This window comes from Actinoplanes sp. NPDC004185 (assembly GCF_053603475.1).
This window is the reverse complement of sequence record NZ_JBSGFR010000024.1, coordinates 130,929-147,025: the sequence shown is the minus strand read 5'-3', so window position 1 is coordinate 147,025 and position 16,097 is coordinate 130,929. Positions and strand designations below refer to the sequence as shown.

Annotated in this window: 19 protein-coding genes and 1 pseudogene; 13 read left to right on the top strand and 7 right to left on the bottom strand. The window is 71.8% G+C overall.

Features of this window, described 5'->3' with window-relative positions; all coding sequences use genetic code 11:
- The 3 genes and pseudogenes from ACWEOZ_RS24760 to ACWEOZ_RS24750 all read left to right on the top strand — a co-directional run.
- A pseudogene (locus ACWEOZ_RS24760) lies at positions 1–597 on the top strand (UDP binding domain-containing protein); the annotation flags it as partial.
- A 177-nt stretch (positions 598–774) separates the two neighbouring features.
- Complete coding sequence (locus ACWEOZ_RS24755) at positions 775–2,337, top strand: DUF1800 domain-containing protein (RefSeq protein ID WP_451913051.1); 1,563 nt, start codon at positions 775–777, stop codon at positions 2,335–2,337.
- A 5-nt stretch (positions 2,338–2,342) separates the two neighbouring features.
- Positions 2,343–3,620 (top strand): DUF1501 domain-containing protein, encoded by a 1,278-nt coding sequence (locus ACWEOZ_RS24750; protein WP_451913050.1) that lies wholly within the window; start codon positions 2,343–2,345, stop codon positions 3,618–3,620.
- A 6-nt stretch (positions 3,621–3,626) separates the two neighbouring features.
- On the opposite strand, the gene ACWEOZ_RS24745 is transcribed toward ACWEOZ_RS24750, so the two are convergent.
- Both ACWEOZ_RS24745 and ACWEOZ_RS24740 read right to left on the bottom strand, forming a co-directional pair.
- On the bottom strand, positions 3,627–3,767 hold the full coding sequence (locus ACWEOZ_RS24745) for a hypothetical protein (RefSeq protein ID WP_451913049.1): 141 nt from the start codon (positions 3,765–3,767) through the stop codon (positions 3,627–3,629).
- Positions 3,768–3,928: 161 nt separating this feature from the next.
- Positions 3,929–4,321, bottom strand: coding sequence for a hypothetical protein (locus tag ACWEOZ_RS24740; protein ID WP_451913048.1), 393 nt, complete (start codon positions 4,319–4,321; stop codon positions 3,929–3,931).
- Positions 4,322–4,427: 106 nt separating this feature from the next.
- Here ACWEOZ_RS24740 and ACWEOZ_RS24735 point away from each other — a divergent pair, with 106 nt between their 5' ends.
- Complete coding sequence (locus ACWEOZ_RS24735; protein ID WP_451913047.1) at positions 4,428–5,207, top strand: SGNH/GDSL hydrolase family protein; 780 nt, start codon at positions 4,428–4,430, stop codon at positions 5,205–5,207.
- Positions 5,208–5,225: 18 nt separating this feature from the next.
- On the opposite strand, the gene ACWEOZ_RS24730 is transcribed toward ACWEOZ_RS24735, so the two are convergent.
- Positions 5,226–5,849, bottom strand: a complete 624-nt coding sequence (locus tag ACWEOZ_RS24730) for a hypothetical protein (RefSeq protein WP_451913046.1) — start codon at positions 5,847–5,849, stop codon at positions 5,226–5,228.
- A 177-nt stretch (positions 5,850–6,026) separates the two neighbouring features.
- Here ACWEOZ_RS24730 and ACWEOZ_RS24725 point away from each other — a divergent pair, with 177 nt between their 5' ends.
- Positions 6,027–6,698, top strand: coding sequence for a VOC family protein (locus ACWEOZ_RS24725; protein WP_451913045.1), 672 nt, complete (start codon positions 6,027–6,029; stop codon positions 6,696–6,698).
- Positions 6,699–6,710: 12 nt separating this feature from the next.
- Here the strand turns inward: ACWEOZ_RS24725 and ACWEOZ_RS24720 are convergent, their stop codons facing one another.
- Both ACWEOZ_RS24720 and ACWEOZ_RS24715 read right to left on the bottom strand, forming a co-directional pair.
- A complete protein-coding gene (locus ACWEOZ_RS24720; RefSeq protein WP_451913044.1) occupies positions 6,711–7,172 on the bottom strand; it encodes an SRPBCC family protein in 462 nt (153 codons plus the stop codon).
- On the bottom strand, positions 7,169–7,522 hold the full coding sequence (locus tag ACWEOZ_RS24715) for an ArsR/SmtB family transcription factor (protein WP_451913043.1): 354 nt from the start codon (positions 7,520–7,522) through the stop codon (positions 7,169–7,171). The genes ACWEOZ_RS24720 and ACWEOZ_RS24715 overlap by 4 nt, the downstream gene beginning before the upstream one ends.
- A gap of 18 nt (positions 7,523–7,540) precedes the next feature.
- On the opposite strand from ACWEOZ_RS24715, the gene ACWEOZ_RS24710 reads away from it, so the two are divergent.
- Both ACWEOZ_RS24710 and ACWEOZ_RS24705 read left to right on the top strand, forming a co-directional pair.
- A complete protein-coding gene (locus ACWEOZ_RS24710; RefSeq protein ID WP_451913042.1) occupies positions 7,541–8,173 on the top strand; it encodes a dihydrofolate reductase family protein in 633 nt (210 codons plus the stop codon).
- Positions 8,174–8,208: 35 nt separating this feature from the next.
- Positions 8,209–8,868 carry a hypothetical protein gene (locus tag ACWEOZ_RS24705; protein ID WP_451913041.1) on the top strand — a complete coding sequence of 220 codons (660 nt, stop codon included), beginning with the start codon at positions 8,209–8,211 and terminating at the stop codon, positions 8,866–8,868.
- Between the two features lie 110 nt (positions 8,869–8,978).
- Here ACWEOZ_RS24705 and ACWEOZ_RS24700 read toward each other — a convergent pair whose 3' ends face one another.
- Both ACWEOZ_RS24700 and ACWEOZ_RS24695 read right to left on the bottom strand, forming a co-directional pair.
- Positions 8,979–9,173 (bottom strand): hypothetical protein, encoded by a 195-nt coding sequence (locus tag ACWEOZ_RS24700; protein ID WP_451913040.1) that lies wholly within the window; start codon positions 9,171–9,173, stop codon positions 8,979–8,981.
- Positions 9,174–9,249: 76 nt separating this feature from the next.
- Positions 9,250–9,453, bottom strand: a complete 204-nt coding sequence (locus tag ACWEOZ_RS24695) for a hypothetical protein (protein ID WP_451913039.1) — start codon at positions 9,451–9,453, stop codon at positions 9,250–9,252.
- A 147-nt stretch (positions 9,454–9,600) separates the two neighbouring features.
- Here ACWEOZ_RS24695 and ACWEOZ_RS24690 point away from each other — a divergent pair, with 147 nt between their 5' ends.
- The 6 genes from ACWEOZ_RS24690 (at position 9,601) to biuH (ending at position 16,096) form a co-directional block, all read left to right on the top strand.
- Entirely contained in the window at positions 9,601–10,344 is a 744-nt protein-coding gene (locus ACWEOZ_RS24690) for an esterase family protein (protein ID WP_451913038.1), read from the top strand.
- Between the two features lie 134 nt (positions 10,345–10,478).
- On the top strand, positions 10,479–11,435 hold the full coding sequence (locus ACWEOZ_RS24685) for an ABC transporter substrate-binding protein (protein ID WP_451913037.1): 957 nt from the start codon (positions 10,479–10,481) through the stop codon (positions 11,433–11,435).
- Between the two features lie 221 nt (positions 11,436–11,656).
- A complete protein-coding gene (locus ACWEOZ_RS24680; protein WP_451913036.1) occupies positions 11,657–13,018 on the top strand; it encodes a DUF1996 domain-containing protein in 1,362 nt (453 codons plus the stop codon).
- A 63-nt stretch (positions 13,019–13,081) separates the two neighbouring features.
- Positions 13,082–13,717 (top strand): GntR family transcriptional regulator, encoded by a 636-nt coding sequence (locus ACWEOZ_RS24675; protein ID WP_451913035.1) that lies wholly within the window; start codon positions 13,082–13,084, stop codon positions 13,715–13,717.
- Positions 13,718–13,748: 31 nt separating this feature from the next.
- Entirely contained in the window at positions 13,749–15,407 is a 1,659-nt protein-coding gene (locus tag ACWEOZ_RS24670) for an allophanate hydrolase (RefSeq protein WP_451913034.1), read from the top strand.
- On the top strand, positions 15,404–16,096 hold the full coding sequence (gene biuH / locus ACWEOZ_RS24665; protein WP_451913033.1) for a biuret amidohydrolase: 693 nt from the start codon (positions 15,404–15,406) through the stop codon (positions 16,094–16,096). Before ACWEOZ_RS24670 ends, biuH begins: the two co-directional genes overlap by 4 nt.
- Position 16,097: the final 1 nt, after the last annotated feature.

The following is a 16,097-nucleotide window of genomic DNA, read 5'->3' as shown; positions in this document are numbered from 1 at the left end:
GGCTACGACCCGCGCATCGGCAACCGCTTCCTGCAGGCCGGCGTCGGCTTCGGCGGCGGCTGCCTGCCCAAGGACATCCGCGCGTTCCAGGCCCGCGCAAGTGAGCTCGGCGCCGGCGAGGCCCTGCGCTTCCTGCACGAGGTCGACCTGATCAACCAGCGCCGCCGCGGCAAGGTGCTGCGGCTGGCGGCGGACCTGCTCGGCTGCCCGCCGGGCCCGGCCGGACCGCACTTCGGGGGAGCCCGCGTCGCGGTGCTCGGGGCGACGTTCAAACCCCACTCCGACGACGTCCGGGATTCGCCCGCGCTCGCGATCGCGGCCGCCCTGGCCCGGGCGGGCGCGGAGGTCCACGTCCACGACCCGGCGGGCCTGGCCAACGCCGCCCTCGTCCAGCCGGAGCTGATCTTCGAGGACAGCCTGGACGACGCCGTCCGGGACGCGGAGCTGGTCTGCGTCCTCACCGAGTGGCCGCAGTTCCGCACGGCCGACCCGGTAAGGCTGGGCCGGCTCGCCGCCAACCGGCTGGTGATCGACGGCCGGAACTGCCTCGACGCGGCGGCCTGGGCCGCGGCCGGCTGGCAGTACCGCGGGCTGGGCGGACGCGCCGCGCACGCGGCCCCGGCGAGCCGGACAGCCCGGAACTGGCCCGCGCTCGACCACGACAGCCCGGCCGGCCGGTGGGCGATCCCCCGCCCGGCGACCAGGTCCGTTGCAGCTCGGTAGCCATCGAGCGGGTTGGCGAAGGGACCGAGAGGTCTGACCGAACCAACCTGCGTGACGGCATCCCGGGCAAAGACCTCGATCAGCCGCCGCCGCGTCGTGACCGGCGCCGCGGCCGGTGCCGCCGCCGTCGGCCTCACCGCAGCCGTACCGGCAGCGGCTGAGGCCGCCGCGGCCACCCGCACCACCACCTCCTACGTCGCGGCGGACGCCGAGCTACACCTGCTGCGCCGGGCCACCTACGGACCCACCGCGGCCTCCGTCGCCGAGATCCGCCGGCTCGGCGCGGCGGCCTGGCTCGACCGCCAGCTCGACCCGGCGGGCATCGCCGACCCGGCTTGCGACGCGCTGCTGACCCGTTTCCCCTTCATCCAGCTCTCTATCGGCGAACTGCGGACCCGGGTCGGCACAGGTGCCATGCGGTACGGCTGGGACACGATGCTGCAGCTCGGTTTCGCGGCCACCAGCCGGGCCATCTGGAGCGAGCGGCAGCTCTTCGAGATGATGGTCGACTTCTGGTCCAACCACCTCAACGTCACCAACCCGTCCGCCGACGTCTGGGACAACCGGCACGACTACGACCGGGCCGTGATCCGGCCGCATGCGCTGGGCCGCTTCGCCGACATGCTCAAGGCGTCCGCGCGGCACCCGGCAATGCTCACCTACCTCGACAACCGCTTCTCCACCAAGGCCGCGCCGAACGAGAACTACGGCCGCGAGCTGCTGGAACTGCACACGGTCGGGCTGGGCTACACCGAGTCCGACGTCAAGAACGCGGCCCGGCTGCTGACCGGACTGACGGTCGACTGGGACACCGGCACCTACAAGTACAGCGCCAACGCGCACGCCACCGGCCCGGTCCGGGTGATCGACTTCCGGCACGCCAACACCACCGCGGCCGGCGGCGAGGCGGCCGCCCTGGCCCTGCTCGACTACCTGGCCCTGCACCCGGCCACCGCCGAGCAGATCGCCACCAAGCTCTGCGTACGCTTCGTCGCCGACAACCCGCCGGCCAAGCTGGTGGACAGGCTCGTGCAGGTCTACCTCGACCACAAGTCCGCGATCGTCCCGGTGCTGCGGGCCCTGTTCACCTCCGCGGAGTTCAAGGCGTCGGTGGGGGCGAAGGTGCGGACCCCGTACGAGGACATCGTCGCGACGGTGCGCGCGGTCGGCTACGGCCCGGACGCCACCGGCACCGCGGGCATCGAGTCGCTCTACTGGCTGATCGGCTCACTGGGCCAGGCCCCGATGTCCTGGGCACCCCCGAACGGCTACCCCGACGTGGCCGCGGCGTGGACCTCCCCCGGCGGCATGCTGGCCCGGTGGAACGCGCACCTGCACATCGTCGCGGGCTACCGGCCCAAGGAGTTCCAGCGGCCGGCCGACCTGACCACGGACCTCGTCGGTGCGCTGCCCGCGACCTACGGCGAGCTGATCGACGCGCTGGCCCGGCGGCTGTTCGGCCGTACGCTGCCGGCCGCCGACACGACGGCCCTGGCGGGCTACTTCGCCAAGATCCCGGCCTCGCCTCTCAAGCCGGCCGATTCCGCTGCCGGCTGGCGCTTCCCGCAGCTGGTGGCCCTGATGCTGAACTCTCCCTACTTCGCGGTGAGGTGACGACGATGACCGGACCGATCTGTGGCTGCGCGGACGACCAGCGCACCACCATGACCCGCCGCGGCGTGCTCGGCAAAGCGCTGGCGGCCGGAGCCGCCGGGGCGTTCGCCGGACTGGCCGGCGACCAGATCTCCACCCAGCTGGCCTTCGCGGCCGGCAGGTACACCGGGGACACCCTGGTGCTGCTGTCGCTGCGGGGCGGCTTCGACGGCCTGTCGGCGATCGTGCCGGCCGGCGACCCGGCCTACTACGCGGCCCGGCCGGACATCGCCGTGCCGAAGGCCAAGCTGATCGGCGGCGACACCCGGTTCGGCCTGCACCCGGCGCTCAAGCCGCTGCTGCCGTTCTGGAAGGCCGGCACCTTCGGTGCGGTCCACGCCGTCGGCCAGCCCGAACCGAACCGCTCGCACTTCTCCGCGATGGAGGAGCTGGAGCGGGCCGCGCCGGGCACCTCGGTGCGCACCGGCTGGCTGGACCGGATGCTGGGCGGACTGGGCGCGACCAGCCCGTTCCACGGCGTCTCGGTGGGCAGCATGATGCCGTCCCGGACGCTGGCCGGGCCGGTCCCCGCGCTGGGCATGAAGTCCATCAACGACTTCTCGATGTACGGCGACCAGGCGGGCCAGCCGATGGCGGCCACCCTGAAGAGCCTCTACGCCGGGGCCCCGGCCCTGCTGGGTCTGCCGGCCGGACAGGTGATGAGTTCGCTGGCGACCACCAAGGCGCTGGCGGCCCAGGCGTACCAGCCGGCCAACGGCGCGGTCTACCCCGACGACACGCTGGGCCGGGCGTTGAAGGACGTGGCCCGGCTGATCAAGGGCAAGGCGGGTCTGATGGCGGCCTGCGTGGACTCCGGTGACTGGGACCTGCACGAGAACCTCGGTGCGGCCGTACCCGGCAAGCGGATGCACGACAAGCTGGCCCAGCTCGCGGCGGCCCTGGCGGCCTTCGCCACCGACCTCGGGACCACCGGCATGAAGCGGGTCACCGTGGTGACGGTCAGCGAGTTCGGGCGGCGGGTCCGCCAGAACGGCTCCAACGGGGTCGACCACGGCTACGGCAACGCGATGATGCTGCTCGGCGGCGGCGTCGTGGGCGGCAAGGTGCACGGGCGGTGGCCCGGCCTCGCGGACCGCTACCTGGTCGACGGCGACCTCGCCGTCACCACCGACTACCGCGCGGTCATCGGCGAGGTGCTGCACAAGCGCTGCGGCCTGGCCAACACCCGCTCGGTCTTCCCGAACGTCCGCACCACGACGTCGGGGGTCTTCCGGACCCGGTGAGCCTGCTCAGAGGGCGGCGGCGAGGGCCAGCAGCAAGGCCGAGACGCCGGCCGCCAGCACGGCGATCCGGAGCACCGCCGGGTCGCTGAGAATCATGATCGCCACCCGCGCGCCGGTCTCCCGCCGCGCGTAAGTGTTGTTCGCCATCGCCCGCTCCTCGCCTCGGCGGCGCCGCGCGCCGCGATGAGACGACTATCCCGGCCGGGTGGCCCCGCCACATCGCCACTGAGCGGGGTTCGCCCGGCCGGTCTCTGCGACGAAAGTCGTAGTGCCCGGCCCCGCCGACCCGCACCTGGGACAGAGCCCGGTCAGCCGGCGTTGAAGTTGTCGCTGACGTCGCGCTGGAGGTGGACCATCGTCTCGGCGAGCAGATCGCGGACCTGCTGGTCGTCGGCGAGCCCGGCGGGGACGACCACTTCGGCCCGCACCACACTGCCGCCCGCCGGTGCGTCGTCGACCTGGGCGGTGCCGTGCAGGCCGGAGCTGTCCAGCGAGTGCCACTGCAGCTCGAGGTGGTCGGTGACGATCTTCACACCGTACGGGTGGACCTGCTCGCCGACCCGGACCCGCACCTCGTCCCGGCTCGCCGATTCGGTGTTCATACCGCGCGGCAGCCAGCGGGAGACCCGGTCAGGATCGGTGAGCACCCCGAAGACCACCTCCGCCGGCGCGGTGAAGTCGTAGGAGCCGCCGACCCGCACGGCCCTCTCTGCGTCGCCCTGTTCAGCCATCACCCTGACAGCCGTTCCCCGTCCGCGCGCCTTCATGCCATTAGCCTTCTCCGGAGTCGACAGGAAGGGCGGTGCCATGCGGTACGTCGCGATCGGGGACAGCTTCAGCGAGGGCATGGGCGACGAACTGCCGGACGGCACGGTCCGGGGCTGGACGGATCTTGTCGCCGCCGGGCTGAGCGCGGGGCTGGCCGCCCGGGGCGAGACCCTGGAGTACGCCAACCTGGCCATCCGCGGCCGGCTGCTGCAGCCTATCGTCACCACCCAGCTCGACGCCGCCCTGGCCCTGCGGCCGCCCGCCGACCTGCTGACCTTCAACGGCGGCGGCAACGACATGATGCGCGCGGGTGTCGACCTGGCCGGCCTGGTGGCGATGATCGAGCAGGCGGTCCGGCGGTGCATCGACGCCGGGGTATGCCCGGTGGTGCTCAGCGGCGCGGACCCGACCGCGCAGCTGCCCTTCGGCCGGACCATCCGCCGCCGTGGCGAATATCTGACCGCGGCCACCCGGGAGCTCTGCGCCCGGCACGACATCACCTTCGTCGACGCCTTCGGCGACGAGGAGATCCGCGACCACCGGTACTGGTCGGCCGACCGGCTGCACCTCAACAGCGCCGGTCACCGCCGGGTCGCCGGCCTGGTCCTGCACGCGCTCGGGTACGCGGAACCACCCGAGCCGGCGGACAGCGCGGCCGGGACGCGGCGCCGGATGGTGGAGAACGCCCGGTACTACCGCGAGCACGTGCTGCCCTGGATCCAGCGCCGGCTGCGCGGGCAGTCGTCGGGCGACAACCGCGACCCCAAGTACCCCCGCTGGGAGCTCATCGAGCCGGCGACCCAGAGCCCTCTGCCCTGAGGCCGCCTCCCGGGCCGCTCACGGGACTGCGCGGGCCTCCGTCGCCTTGGCCGTGGCGGCGTGCCGGCGGGCCTCGGTCACGGCCGCCATCAGGCTGTCCCACTGCGGGTCCGGGCGGAACCGCCCGATCGGCAGGTCCCGGCCGACCCGGGCCCACATGTACTCCCACCAGGCAGCGACCCGCACCGGCCACAGCCCCACCCGGACCGCTCCGGCCAGGAAGCAGCGGTGCACCAGCAGGGTGGCCCCCAGGACCTCCGGCTCCAGCTCCAGGTCGGGATCGTCGATCGCACGGCCCAGCGCGCGCACGTCCCGGTGCATCTCCGAGTACGCCACCAGGTCGGGCGTCGCCGGGACCGCCATCAGCGGATCCTCGACCATGTCGGCCGCGTACGCCGGCATGAACACGAGGTCGTCCACGGTGACGATCAGCGGCAGCTCCTCGTGCCCGCGGCGTACCCCGAGGACGACGACGGGCTGGCCGGTGGGCCCGGTGGTCACGTCGTGGCTCAGCACATCCGCCGCCGCCACGCGGGCCCCGTCCCCGATCGCGGGCACCCGCACGACCAGCACATCGGCCTCGACCGAGACCCGGGTGCCGGGCACCTCACCCACCAGCCGCGCGAGTTCCTCAACGTCCATGGCCCTGGTTATACCCAACGGCCGCGACCCGATCGCCACCGCGGGCGGCGGGATCGAGCCGGGCGGTGCAGCGGATCCGTCTGCTCTGCCCGCGCTTGACGACCGCGTCGAGGTCCTCGGCCGATTTCCGACCCGTCGGTCCGACCGCGACGTGGTGGGCTCGGTATCTTGCCCGGTATGAACGGTGTGGTGTCAGCGGCGGTACCGGTCTGCTACGTGCGCAACGTCGAGCAGGCTCAGGCTTTCTATGCGATGTTCGGCTACACCGAGACCCAGAGCGGCGAGGAGAACGGCGGGCTCTGGTCGTACCTGCAGAGCGGCAGCCACACGCTGCTGCTGGCCTGCGTGCAGCCGTCGGTGATCCAGGCCGAGCTGCCGCTGCTCATCTATCTCTACGTGGACGACCTGGCCACCGTACAGGCGAGATTCGAGGCCGCCGGGCACCCGGTCGAGCTGATCGGCCACCCCAGCCACGCACCCGGCGGCGAAGCCCGCACCAAGGACCCGGACGGCAACGTGGTGGTCTTCGCCCAGCGCACCGGGACGCCGGCGGACCGGGCCCGGAACACCGACGAAGCCGCCCGCAGCACCCTGATCCGGCAGGCCGCCGAGGCGATCGGCCGGCGCGGCGGTGCGCCGGCGGCCTGCCAGATCGGCCTGGCCGACGGCAGCTCGTGCGAGCAGCCCGCCGAGGTCAAGCTGGCCGATGCGTGGGGCGAGACGGTCTGGGGGTGCCTGAGCCACACGGACGAGGCGCTGCTCAACGCCCGCAGCGCCTTCATCGCGACCGAGGACGACCAGGGCCTGGGACCGTGGCTGCGCGCCCGCCGCGGCCACCCGGACTCCTGACCGTCCTCCGGCTCAGGTCAGGACGGCGTCGATCTGGCCGACCGCGGCGGACAGGCCCTGCTCGAAGCCCATGCCGATGAGCTGGTCCATCGCGTCGGCGGACGGGAACGTCGTGACGATCACCATCCGGGTGCGGCCGGCGGGCTGCTCCTCGATGCGGACCCGGACGAGCAGCGGCGGGATGTCCGGGTCACCCATCTCGAACTCCAGGCCGTCCGGCGCGGTCACGGTCAGCACCCGCCACCAACCCGTCCGCCGTTCGCCGTCGGGGCCCGTGACGAAGTAGCTGACCTTGCCGCCCGGCCGCAGATCGTGCTCGACCACGGTGGCGGGGTGCGTCGGCGGGCCCCACCACCGTTCCAGCCGGCGCGGGTCCGCCCAGAGCTGCCAGACCCTCGCGGCGCTGGCCGTGAACTCGGCGGTGAGGGTCATCGTGCGGGTCCGCGGATCCTTGTGGACGCTGGTGACGGTCATACGGGATCTCCGGGGTTCGGGTCCTCGGCGAGGACGTCGCCGAAACGGTCCATCCGGTCCCGCCAGACCAGCTCGAGCTGGTCGAGCAGCCGGGCGGCGCGGCGCACGGTGTCGACGTTGCCGGTGACGAGCTGCTCGCGGCCGCTGCGGCGCTTGGTGACCAGGGCGGCCCGTTCCAGCACGGCGACATGCTTCTGCACGGCGGCGAACGTCATGGGATAGAGCCGGGACAGCGCCGAGACCGAATACTCGTCACGCAACGTGCGCACCACGATGTCCCGCCGGGTGCTGTCGGCGAGCGCATGGAACACGGCGTCCAGCGCCTGCGGCTCGACCTCATCTACAACCATGTGGTAGTACGTTACCCCATGAGACTGATCCTGATGCAGTTCCTGTCCCTGGACGGCGTGAGCCAGGGTCCGGGCGGGCCGGACGAGGACACCACCGACGGCTTCACCAGCGGCGGCTGGTTCGTGCCGCACCTGGACGAGACGTTCCTGCGCATGGTCACCGGGTGGATCCGCGAGGCGGACGGCTTCCTGCTGGGCCGGCGGACGTACGAGGCCTTCGCCCGGGACTGGCCCAAAGCCACCGACCCGGACGACGAGGTCGCCCGCCAGCTCAACAGCAGACCGAAGTACGTCGCCTCGCGGACGCTGCGTACCGGCGACTGGGCACCGACCACCGTGCTGTCGGGTGACGTCGCGGCCCAGGTCGCCGAGCTGAAGCAGCAGCCGGGCCGCGAGCTCCAGATCCACGGCAGCTCGCGGCTCGCGCAGTCCCTGCTGGCGGCCGGCCTGATCGACGAGTTCCGGCTGATCATCGCCCCGGTCGTGGTCGGCACGGGCCGCCGCCTGTTCCCCGAGGGCGGTACGCCGGCCGGCCTGCGCCTGACCCACCACGAGACAACACCGAGCGGCCTGGCGATCCACACCTACGAGCCGGCGGGAGCACCGACGACGGACACACTGCACACGACCGACCCGCGCCGGCGCATCTGAGCTCAGGCTGGGAGGCGGATGCTAGCTTGCCCGGCATGAACGCGGGGCAGCACGACGGCACCGAGCCCGGCACAGCAGCCATGCTCTACACCGGGGCGGTGTTCGGGGTGCTGCTGCGCGGGGCGACCTGGGTGCTCAGCGCTTTCACTCTCGGGCCGGTACTGGGCATCGTGGACACGGTGGCGGGCGAATACATGGCCCGCCGCGAGGCGCTCTTCGCGCAGGCGGTGGTGACGGTCGCGGCGGTGGTGGCCGCGATCCTCGGAGGGCTGGCGTTGCAGAGCGACCCGGCTCGCTTCCGGTGGCCGGTACGGCTGCTGTGCGGACTGTTCATCCTGGACGCGATCCTGTACCTGACGCCGATCGTGTTCGCCGCGGGCATCGGGGACATCGAGTTCACCACCGCGGCGTGGGCGGTGTTCGCGGTGGCGGTGGTCGGAAATCTCGGGCTGGCCGGGCTCTCTCTGCTGATCATCATCCGGAGCCGGGCGCCGCGGCGGGCGGTGGAGGGGGTGGCTGGGCCGGTCACGATCGAACTTGGTGCGGCGTCAGCGGATGGGGCGGCTCGGCAGGGCCTGATCAGCTCACCGCCCGCGGCCCGGAGTGCCGGCACGGGAGGCGGGCCGCGATGGCAGGCCGGGAAGGCGGGCCGAGAAGGCCGGCCGCATGGCACGACTTCAGCCCGCAGTGCGTAGGTGCTCGATGTAGGCCATAGCCACAGTCACCACAACGGGGACGACGAGTACCCACCAGATCCCATATGCGAAGCCCAGCACCACCGCGACGGGCAGACCCAGAGCAAGCATCAGGCAGCCGGCGAGGAAGATCGGCGGTGGGGCTTCGACGCCTCCACCCGCTGCTCGTAGTCGGCTGGATCGAGCCGCTTGGCGATCAGGTGCTCCTCGAGCGCCGCCTGCGCGGATTCGCGCTCGGGAGTGCCGACCAGCAGATCAGCCGCGGACGCGCCAACGCCTGGATCGCCGTCGTCAGGGCCGGTCACGGCGACAGCCTAGCGATGCGATCCCACCCCGGCAGCAGGATGCTTCGGACCGAAGGCGGGCGGCACCGACAGGCGGTCAGAGGCGCACGGCATCTTGCCGGAGCAGGATCCCCCGCACCTCGCGCGCCTCCTCACTGCTGTGCCGGTCAAGCACCTGCTCCAACTCAACCCGATCAGCCGCACTGGTGAAAGCGGCAAGCTCAGCACTGAGCCGCCGACGGGCCGACCGCTCCGCCCGTCGCCGGGACAATTCAGCGCGGATCTTGGCAGCAAGCTGCATGGCACGTTCCTCATCTGACTGGAGGGAAGCTTCTTAAAGCGCTTTAAGACCACCCTACCGACACCCCGGCCGGATGCCTACGTGACAGCCGACACGGGCGGGGTACCCGCGGGTGTGACCACGCGCCCAACAGGGAACATCGGCGGGGTGCGCCACTACTCCGTGAAACTCGACTCCCCGACGAGCAGCGCCTCCGGCACTGTCGCCGTCTATGGGCATTTCGGGCGGCCCGTGCTGGTTTTTCCCACCGAGCTGGGTCAGGCGTACGAGTTCGCGGACAACGGGATGGTCGCCGCGGTCGGTGATCTCGTCGAGGCCGGCCGGGTCAAGCTCTACTGCGTTGATTCCTTCGACGCCGCCACCTGGTCGGCCGACTACCTGCCCCTCGAGGAGCGGGCGCGCCGGCACGCCTCGTACGAGTCGTGGGTGGTTGATGCCGTGGTCCCGCATGTGCGGGCCGATTCCGGGGATGCCGTCGAGATCGCCACGGCCGGGTGTTCGATGGGCGCGTTCCATGCCTTGAATTTCGCCCTGAAGCGGGCCGATCTTTTCCCGCTCGCCCTCTGTTTCTCCGGCAATTACGAGCCGGCCGCCTGGCGCAGCTGGGGCGATCGCGGCGACGCCGTCTATTTCAACAGTCCGGTCGACTACGTCGCCAATCTGCACGGCGAGCACCTCGACTGGCTGCGGTCGCGGGTGTCAGCGCTGCTGGTGTGTGGGCAGGGCCAGTGGGAGGACACCACCGGCGCCCTCGGTTCCACTCAGCGGATGGCGCAGTTGCTCGGCGCCCGGGGTCTGCGGCACGAGCTCGACCTCTGGGGTCCCGACGTACCGCATGACTGGCCGTCGTGGCGCGCCCAACTGGCCCATCATCTGCCCCGGTTCTGCTGACCGGCGGTTCGCCGGAGCCGGCCATCGGCCGGGTCGGTGCCGACCTTTGACCGTTCCGGCCGCCCCGCGGGCCCGACCTGCGAGGTACGGTCTCCCGGGCCCACCCGCGCCCGCATACCTCCAGGAGACTCACCATGCGCCGGATCCTCGCCGCTGTCGCTCTCACAGCGACCCTGTTCGCCGCGGCGGCCTGCAGCTCGGACGACGAGAAGTCGGACAAGGCCGGTGTCGGCACCAAGGTCAGTGTCGGTGTCATCCCCATCGTCGACGTCGCGCCGATCTACCTGGGTAAGCAGAAGGGCTTCTTCAGCGGCCGGGGCATCGATCTGACGCTGGTGCCGGAGCAGGGTGGCGCCCCGATCGTCAAGGGTGTGCTGGCGGGCAAGTACCAGTTCGGCTTCAGCAACGTGACCTCGCTGATGGCGGCGAAGACCGACGGCGCCCCGCTCAAGGCGGTGGCCAACGGGGTCGCCTCGACCGGGCGTCCGGGGCGGGACTTCTCGGCGGTCGTCGTGGCCGGCGGCAGCCCGATCCGCTCGGCGAAGGACCTCGCCGGCAAGCGGGTCGCGGTCAACACTCTGAAGAACCTGGGCGACACCACCGTCCGGCAGTCGGTACGCCAGGACAAGGGCGATCCGGCCACCATCCAGTTCCAGGCGATGCCGTTCTCGGAGATGCCCGCCGCGTTGCAGAACCAGCAGGTCGACGCGGCCTGGGTGGTCGAGCCGCAGCTTTCCGAGGTGCTGACCCAGGGCGGTCAGGTCGTCGCGTCGAACTACGTCGACACTGCCCCGGACCTGACCGTGGCCATGTACTTCACCGGCACCGCGGTCATCGACAAGGACCCGGAGCTGGTGAAGAACTTCGCCGCGGCGGTCAACGAGTCGCTGCAGTACGCCGCGGGTCACCCTGAGGAGATCCGGGCGACGGTCGGCACGTACACGAAGATCAACGATGTGGTCCGGACCGCGATGATCCTGCCGAGCTGGCCCAACGACATCAACCGGTCCTCGCTGGAGCGGCTGGCCACGCTGGGCCGGGCGGACGGCATCTTCACCAAGCCGCCGGTCCTGGACGATCTGCTGCCCTGAGCCTCGGTCCGGGTCCGGGTCCGGGTCAAGTGAACGGCCTCTCGGTCCGGGTCAAGTAAACGCTTCCCGGCGCTAGGTCAACTTTCCGCACATTGTGCCCACACTGGCTGCGGAAACTATCGGGAAGCGCTTCCCGACGGGATACTTCGGACACCCGAACGACCGCCGTCGATCTGCCGATCCCCCTCGGGCAGCGGCGGCGCCGACCCGAAGGATGGCCCATGGATCGATCAAGGAAGCGTCGCGCCCTGCTGGGCGCCACCCTGACCGCCCTGCTCACCGGAACCCTCGCCGTGACAGCAGTGGGCACCGCCGCCGCGGCCACCACGATCGTGCAGGCCGAGGCCTTTGCCGCCCAGTCCGGCGTGCAGCTCGAGGCCACCGCCGACAGCGGCGGCGGCCAGAACGCGTCCTACCTGGCCGACGGTGACTGGATGCGCTACGACGGGGTGGACCTCGGCCCGGCGGGCACGCTGAGCATCGCGGCCCGGGTCTCCTCGGCCACCGGCTCGGGCAGCGTCGAGCTGCACACCGGCTCGGCCACCGGAGCGCTGCTCGCCCGCTTCGCGATCACCGCGACCGGCGGCTGGCAGAACTGGACGACCCTGACCACCACGGCGCCGACCCATCCGACCGGCCCGCAGACCGTGTACGCCGTCATGCGCAACACCGCGGGCGGCGACTTCGTCAACGTCAACTGGTTCTCGTTCGGCGACGGCGCGCAGAGCGATGCCGGCTGGGTGACCATGGACCAGGCGGCCTGGACGGCTCAGCTGGCCGCGTTCAAGGCCATGGCGCCACGCCCGGTGCCGGCCAACTCCGTACGGGTCCCCGAGTTCAACGCGTCCTGCCTGTACAGCCACTCGAAGCCGGACGACCCGATCGTCTTCCCGGGGATGGCCGGTGCCTCGCACATGCACAGCTTCATCGGCAACCGCAGCACCGACGCGAACACCACGACCGCCACCCTGCTGCGCAACGCGGGCACCAGCTGCAAGCCGGCCGAGGACCTCTCGGCGTACTGGATCCCCACCCTGTACGAGCGCGGCCGCGCGATCGAACCCAAGGATGTGGTGGTCTACTACGGCTCCCGGCTGATCGACCCGGCCGCCACGGTGCCGTTCCCGCAGGGCTTCCGGATGATCGCCGGTGACGCCCGGCTGCAGGCTCCCACCCCGGCGGGCTCGGTCAACCAGTTCTACTGCGCGGGTGCCGGCGGCGAGATCGGCCGCAGCGCGGACGGCAACTGGCCGCTCTGCGCGCCCGGGGCGACGCTGATGTTCCAGCTGGTGTTCCCGGACTGCTGGGACGGCGTGCACCTGGACAGCCCGACCCACAAGGCGCACGTGGCGTACACCTATGACGGCCGGTGCAGCGGGAACTTCCCGGTGGCCATCCCGTCCATCTCGTTCCTGATCGCGTACCCGACCAGCGGCTCGGCCGACGGTTTCGAGCTGGCCTCGAAGATGGCCTCCTCGATGCACGGCGACGCGTTCCTCGCCTGGGACAACGACGCTCTCGGCCACCGGGTGAAGAACTGCGTGGTCCAGCGGGCCAAGTGCAACACCGCCGGCGACTTCTGAGCCGTACGGCGCAGCCGGCACGCCCGGTGTCACCGGGCGTGCCGGTACTGGCACACTCGTGCTGTGGGCAACGGTGAGCTGGAGAGTCACAGCCTCGTCGACCTCGCCCTCGACCGGCTCAGCCGCGAGATCCTCAGCGGCCGCACCGATCCCGGCGAGCGCCTCGTCGAGGAGCAGCTCACCCGCCGGCTGGGCATCAGCCGGGCGCCCCTGCGGGAGGCGTTGCGGCTGCTGGCCCAGCAGGGTCTCGTGGAGCACATCCCGCGCCGCGGCGTCCGGGTGGCCACCCTCTCCGACGACGACGTCCGCGAGCTCTACGAGGTGCGTGACGTGCTCGAGCGGCACGCCGTGGCCTCGATCCGGCCCGGCGCCGACCTGTCCGGGCTGCACGCCGCGCTGGAGGTCATGAGCAAGGCGACGGACGCGGGCGACCGGCTGGCCATCGCCGACGCGCACCGCCGTTTCCACGTCGAGGTGGTCGCGCTGGGCGGCAACCGCCAGCTCTGCACCCTGTACGAGTCGGTGCTGGTCCGCCTCCAGCTCTACATGGCGGTCAACCTGCGCCGCGAGGCGGAGGTGGCGGAGCCCTCGGACGGCGTGCACCGCCACGAGCGCCTCCTCGCCGCGGTCGGGCAGGGTGACCCCGAAAGCATCATCGCGGCACTGAACGGGCACGGCGCCCGCACGTATCTGCCCTAGATCACGCAAGGAAATCCGCCCGTTACACGAGGTGGAGTTGGCCGAAACGAAACGGTCGACAATCGACAGAATGAACGATGTCTTCCGGCGCATCCGGGAACGCAGCGACGACGGGGTCTGGATCAGCGCGGTCGACGAGGCCGACCTGCGGGCCCGGGCCGCGACCGTTCCCGCCGGCCTGCCCCTGTCCGGACTGACCTTCGCGGTCAAGGACAACATCGACGTCGCCGGGCTGGAGACCACCGCGGCCTGCCCGGAATTCGCCTACCGGCCCCGGGAAACCGCGCCCGTGGTGCAACGGCTGCTCGACGCCGGGGCGCTGCTGGTCGGAAAGACCAACTTGGACCAGTTCGCCACCGGCCTGACCGGCGCCCGGTCGCCGTACGGCACGCCGGAGAGCGTCTTCGGCGGCGGCCTGATCTCCGGCGGCTCCAGCTCCGGGTCGGCCGTCGCCGTCGCCGCCGGGCTGGTCGACTTCGCGCTCGGCACCGACACCGCCGGCTCCGGCCGGGTGCCCGCCGCGCTCAACGGCATCGTCGGCATCAAGCCGACCCGGGGCCTGCTCAGCACGCTCGGGGTGGTGCCGGCCTGCCGGTCGCTGGACTGCGTCTCGATCTTCGCGCCCGACGTCAGCCGCGCGGTCGCGGTGCTGCGGGTCGCGCGCGGGCTGTCCGCCGGGGACCCGTGGGGGCGTACCGGAAGCCGGCCGTTGCGCGACCCGGCCGACCTGCGCGTCGCCACGGCGAGCTCGCTGGACTTCTTCGGCGACGCCGGGCAGGAGAAGGCGTTCGCGGCCGGGCTGGGCCGGTTCACCGACGTCCGCGAGATCGGCATAGCACCGCTGCTGGAGGCCGGCGACCTGCTCTACCGCGGGCCGTGGGTGGCCGAGCGGCTGGCCGACCTCGGCGACTTCCTGGACGCGCACCCGGACGCGGTGCTGCCGGTGACCCGCCAGGTGCTGGAGAGCGGACGGCGCTTCACCGCGGCCGACGCGTGGCGGGGCGTGCACCGGCTGCGCGAGCTGCAGGCCTGGACGGAACGGCTCTGGGACACCGTCGACGTGCTGGTGCTGCCGACCGTCGGCACGACGTACACGCACGCCGAGATCGCCGCCGACCCCATCGGCCGGAACCTCGACCTGGGCCGCTACACCCAGTTCGCGAACCTGCTCGACCTGGCCGCCGTCACGGTCCCGAACGGGTTCACCGCCGACGGCCGGCCCGCGAGCCTGACGCTGTTCGGCCCGGCGTTCAGCGACGAGACGCTGGCACTGCTCGCCGAGACGATCACCCGGGCGGACGACCTGATGACGATCGCCGTTGTCGGACTGCACCTGAGCGGGGAACCCCGCAACCACGAGCTGACCGACCGGCGGGCGACGCTGGTCGGCGCCGCCCGTACCGCGCCCTGCTACCGCCTCTACCGCCTGCCGTCCGGCGTGCCCGGGCTGGTCCGCGACGACACCGGCGGCGCGATCGACATCGAACTCTGGCAGCTGCCGGCCGCGACCGTCGGCAGCCTGCTCGCCGGTATCCCCGCCCCCTTGTCGCTCGGCCGCATCGCGCTGGCCGACGGCACCGAGGCGACCGGCTTCCTGTGCGAGGCCTACGCGGTCGGCGCAGCCCAGGACATCACCGCCGGCGGCGGCTGGCGGGCCCACCGCACCGCATCGGAAAGGCAGGACACATGACGGCGATCATCGGCCCGGTCAAGGCCGCCCCCTACCTCTGGCCCTACGACGGCTCGGTGCCGGTCGAGCGCACGGCGCTGATCTGCATCGACTGGCAGACCGACTTCTGCGGCCCCGGCGGCTACGTCGAGGCGATGGGCTACGACATCGCGCTGACCCGGGCCGGGCTGCCCGCCACCGCGCGCCTGCTGGCCCACGTACGGGATCTGGGCATGCTCGTCGTGCACACCCGCGAGGGTCACGACCCGGACCTGTCCGACCTGCCGGCCAACAAGCGGTGGCGGTCGGCGCAGATCGGCGCGGAGATCGGCGGGCAGGGGCCCTGCGGGCGGATCCTGATCAAGGGTGAGCCGGGCTGGGAGATCGTGCCCGAGGTCGCCCCCGTGGCCGGTGAGGTGATCGTCGACAAGCCCGGCAAGGGTGCTTTCTATGCCACCAATCTGGACCTGGTGCTGCGTACCCATGGCATCACGCACTTGATCCTGACCGGGATCACCACCGATGTCTGCGTCCACACGACCATGCGGGAGGCCAACGACCGCGGCTACGAGTGCCTGATCCTGTCCGACTGCACCGGGGCCACGGACCCGGGCAACCATGCGGCGGCGCTGCACATGGTCACCATGCAGGGCGGTGTCTTCGGCTGCGTCGCCACCTCCGACGACGTCATCGCCGCCACGGAGGGCTGAC

Excerpts from the sequence above, each read along its gene's own strand:
- ACWEOZ_RS24720 (WP_451913044.1), bottom strand. The coding sequence starts at position 7,172 with ATGACCGTCACCAGCGTCCACAAGGATCCGCGGACCCGCACGATGACC.
- ACWEOZ_RS24750 (WP_451913050.1), top strand. The coding sequence starts at position 2,343 with ATGACCGGACCGATCTGTGGCTGCGCGGACGACCAGCGCACCACCATG.
- ACWEOZ_RS24725 (WP_451913045.1), top strand. The coding sequence starts at position 6,027 with ATGAACGGTGTGGTGTCAGCGGCGGTACCGGTCTGCTACGTGCGCAAC.
- ACWEOZ_RS24695 (WP_451913039.1), bottom strand. The coding sequence starts at position 9,453 with ATGCAGCTTGCTGCCAAGATCCGCGCTGAATTGTCCCGGCGACGGGCG.
- ACWEOZ_RS24685 (WP_451913037.1), top strand. The coding sequence starts at position 10,479 with ATGCGCCGGATCCTCGCCGCTGTCGCTCTCACAGCGACCCTGTTCGCC.
- ACWEOZ_RS24680 (WP_451913036.1), top strand. The coding sequence starts at position 11,657 with ATGGATCGATCAAGGAAGCGTCGCGCCCTGCTGGGCGCCACCCTGACC.
- ACWEOZ_RS24730 (WP_451913046.1), bottom strand. The coding sequence starts at position 5,849 with ATGGACGTTGAGGAACTCGCGCGGCTGGTGGGTGAGGTGCCCGGCACC.
- ACWEOZ_RS24710 (WP_451913042.1), top strand. The coding sequence starts at position 7,541 with ATGAGACTGATCCTGATGCAGTTCCTGTCCCTGGACGGCGTGAGCCAG.
- ACWEOZ_RS24705 (WP_451913041.1), top strand. The coding sequence starts at position 8,209 with ATGAACGCGGGGCAGCACGACGGCACCGAGCCCGGCACAGCAGCCATG.
- ACWEOZ_RS24735 (WP_451913047.1), top strand. The coding sequence starts at position 4,428 with ATGCGGTACGTCGCGATCGGGGACAGCTTCAGCGAGGGCATGGGCGAC.
- ACWEOZ_RS24715 (WP_451913043.1), bottom strand. The coding sequence starts at position 7,522 with ATGGTTGTAGATGAGGTCGAGCCGCAGGCGCTGGACGCCGTGTTCCAT.
- ACWEOZ_RS24745 (WP_451913049.1), bottom strand. The coding sequence starts at position 3,767 with ATGGCGAACAACACTTACGCGCGGCGGGAGACCGGCGCGCGGGTGGCG.
- biuH (WP_451913033.1), top strand. The coding sequence starts at position 15,404 with ATGACGGCGATCATCGGCCCGGTCAAGGCCGCCCCCTACCTCTGGCCC.